The organism is Enterococcus sp. C102(2024) (genome assembly GCF_040888205.1).
Taxonomy (GTDB): Bacteria; Bacillota; Bacilli; order Lactobacillales; family Enterococcaceae; genus Enterococcus; species Enterococcus faecalis.
This window is the reverse complement of sequence record NZ_JBFOHH010000015.1, coordinates 1-2542: the sequence shown is the minus strand read 5'-3', so window position 1 is coordinate 2542 and position 2542 is coordinate 1. Positions and strand designations below refer to the sequence as shown.

The following is a 2542-nucleotide window of genomic DNA, read 5'->3' as shown; positions in this document are numbered from 1 at the left end:
TATCTAGCGAACTTTTAGAAAAGATATAAAACATCAGAGTATGGACAGTTGCGGATGTACTTCAGAAAAGATTAGATGTCTAAAAAGCTTGTAGTTAAAGCTTTTTAGACATCTAAATCTAGGTACTAAAACAATTCATCCAGTAAAATATAATATTTTATTTTCTCCCAATCAGGCTTGATCCCCAGTAAGTCAAAAAATAGCTCGACATACTGTTCTTCCCCGATATCCTCCCTGATCGACCGGACGCAGAAGGCAATGTCATACCACTTGTCCGCCCTGCCGCTTCTCCCAAGATCAATAAAGCCACTTACTTTGCCATCTTTCACAAAGATGTTGCTGTCTCCCAGGTCGCCGTGGGAAAAGACAAGTTCCTCTTCGGGCTTTTCCGTCTTTAAAAAATCATACAGCTCGCGCGGATCTTTAAATGGAGTGTCTTCTTCCCAGTTTTCGCAATCCACATCGGCCAGATCGTTATTCAGTAAGTAATCCAATTCGGCTAAGCGGCTGTCTAAGCTATTCGTATAGGGACAATCCGATATGTCGATGGAGTGAAAGAGCCTGATGCACTCCGCATACAGCTCGATAATCTTTTCAGGGCTTTGTTCATCTTCATACTCTTCCGAGCAAAGGACGCCATCGGCCTCACTCATGAGCAGATTGCTCCAGCCATCATGCCGTTCAAAGTGCAGGACCTTTGGAACAGGCAGCTTTCCTTCCAGCCATAGCATCATGTCCTTTTCCCGTTCCACATCATAGGTGGTCCCTTTATACCGGCTGTCCGTCATTTTTAAATATAGGTTTTCATTTTCTCCCACCAGCTTATATACCTTAGCAGGAGACATTCCTTCCGTATCTTTTACGCAGCGGTATTTTTCGATCAGTTTTTTCAATTCCGGTGATATTCTCATTTTAGCCATTTATTATTTCCTTCCTCTTTTCTACAGTATTTAAAGATACCCCAAGAAGCTAATTATAACAAGACGAACTCCAATTCACTGTTCCTTGCATTCTAAAACCTTAAATACCAGAAAACAGCTTTTTCAAAGTTGTTTTCAAAGTTGGCGTATAACATAGTATCGACGGAGCCGATTTTGAAACCACAATTATGATAGAATTTACAAGCTATAAGGTTATTGTCCTGGGTTTCAAGCATTAGTCCATGCAAGTTTTTATGCTTTGCCCATTCTATAGATATATTGATAAGCGCGCTGCCTATGCCTTGCCCCCTGAAATCCTTACATACGGCGATATCTTCTATATAAGCGTACCGGTTCCAATTTTTTCGCAGTTTAACTTTTCCGACGCATTTATCGTCTTGGTAGTAAAGATATATTATCTTATCAGTATTGTCAATATATTCAAGGCAATCTGCCTCCTCATCCTCTTCATCCTCTTCGTCTTGGTAGCTTTTTAAATATGGCGCTTCATAGAGTAATTCTGTAAAGGTCCAATTCTCGTTTTCATACCTCGGTATAATCTTACCTATCACCTCAAATGGTTCGCTGGGTTTATCGATATCTTTCAGGTGCCCTGCTTTCATTTCTGTAATCACTGTTCCCGCCTCTCTTCTATATCAGCGGCATATGTGCTATCCAGGCAGCCGGTTTTACCAGTGTATTTTTTATACATGTCCCTGGTATATTTTGTTATATTCCTATCATACTCCGGATAGGCATAATGAAGCCTTTCCGCCACCTCACCGGATACCGCCCTGAACAATTGATGGCATAGAAATAATGCTTCCCATATGTTTTCATAGGAATCCATCCGGTAGGTGGACAAAAGTTTCTCCCACAAATCCTCGGATATATACCTTTCAATAAACTTATAGTTCTTGCCTACACTTAATTTAAAGCCTGTTTCGATGCCGACCTTCCATGATATCATTCTCAGCAGCTCATGGCGAACAATCTGATTAAAATGATCAATAGCAAATAAAATTTCCTTACGGCACAATCCTTTAATAACATAAGGTGTTACATTCCAAAATTCATTGCAGCAATCATCATACTCCCTTGCGCTTGGCTTTCTTACATGATAATCTATATCAGTCGGAACTATGTCCCTTTTAATTCTACAATCTTTATCAATTAGAACCTTTATTAATTTATCGCCCTTTAGGTAATTATCTAACTCTTCCAAGGGCAATAAGGTAAGATCAATTTTATTGTAATCATCAAATAGCATAAGATAGGAAAATCCCTTTTCTTCAGGTGGGAATAATTCCATATCCTCCGGCTTTTGCATCATTATTATATTCCCAAATTGATTAAGCCAGTCATCATTAGATATAAACGGTTCTATATCACTTACAAAATATGTAATATCATAATCCTGAAATTCATCTTTAGGTATATTAATATTTGCGCGTGACCCCTCAAGGGTCACAATTCGAATACGTTCATCCTGTTCTGCTAAAGAAAGTACTAAATCCATCATTTCTTTTTCTGATCTCATTTACATACTCCTCGTTTATTTTTTCTTTCTAAAATGTTCAGCTAAAGTAAACTTACATTCAGGATAATTTGAACAACCATAA

Annotated in this window: 3 protein-coding genes; all 3 read right to left on the bottom strand. The window is 38.6% G+C overall.

The genetic code is table 11. The annotated features are described in order from the left end of the window. Window positions 1–125: 125 nt before the first annotated feature. The 3 genes from aph(3')-IIIa to AB3I34_RS13895 all read right to left on the bottom strand — a co-directional run bounded on the left by aph(3')-IIIa (window position 126) and on the right by AB3I34_RS13895 (window position 2460). Window positions 126–920 (bottom strand): aminoglycoside O-phosphotransferase APH(3')-IIIa, encoded by a 795-nt coding sequence (aph(3')-IIIa, locus tag AB3I34_RS13905; protein WP_001096887.1) that lies wholly within the window; start codon window positions 918–920, stop codon window positions 126–128. Window positions 921–1012: 92 nt separating this feature from the next. Further along, window positions 1013–1555 (bottom strand): streptothricin N-acetyltransferase Sat4, encoded by a 543-nt coding sequence (gene sat4, locus AB3I34_RS13900; RefSeq protein ID WP_000627290.1) that lies wholly within the window; start codon window positions 1553–1555, stop codon window positions 1013–1015. Continuing rightward, entirely contained in the window at window positions 1552–2460 is a 909-nt protein-coding gene (locus tag AB3I34_RS13895) for an aminoglycoside nucleotidyltransferase ANT(6)-Ia (RefSeq protein ID WP_001255866.1), read from the bottom strand. Before AB3I34_RS13895 ends, sat4 begins: the two co-directional genes overlap by 4 nt. Between the last annotated feature and the right edge of the window lie 82 nt (window positions 2461–2542).

Excerpts from the sequence above, each read along its gene's own strand:
- AB3I34_RS13895 (WP_001255866.1), bottom strand. The coding sequence starts at position 2,460 with ATGAGATCAGAAAAAGAAATGATGGATTTAGTACTTTCTTTAGCAGAA.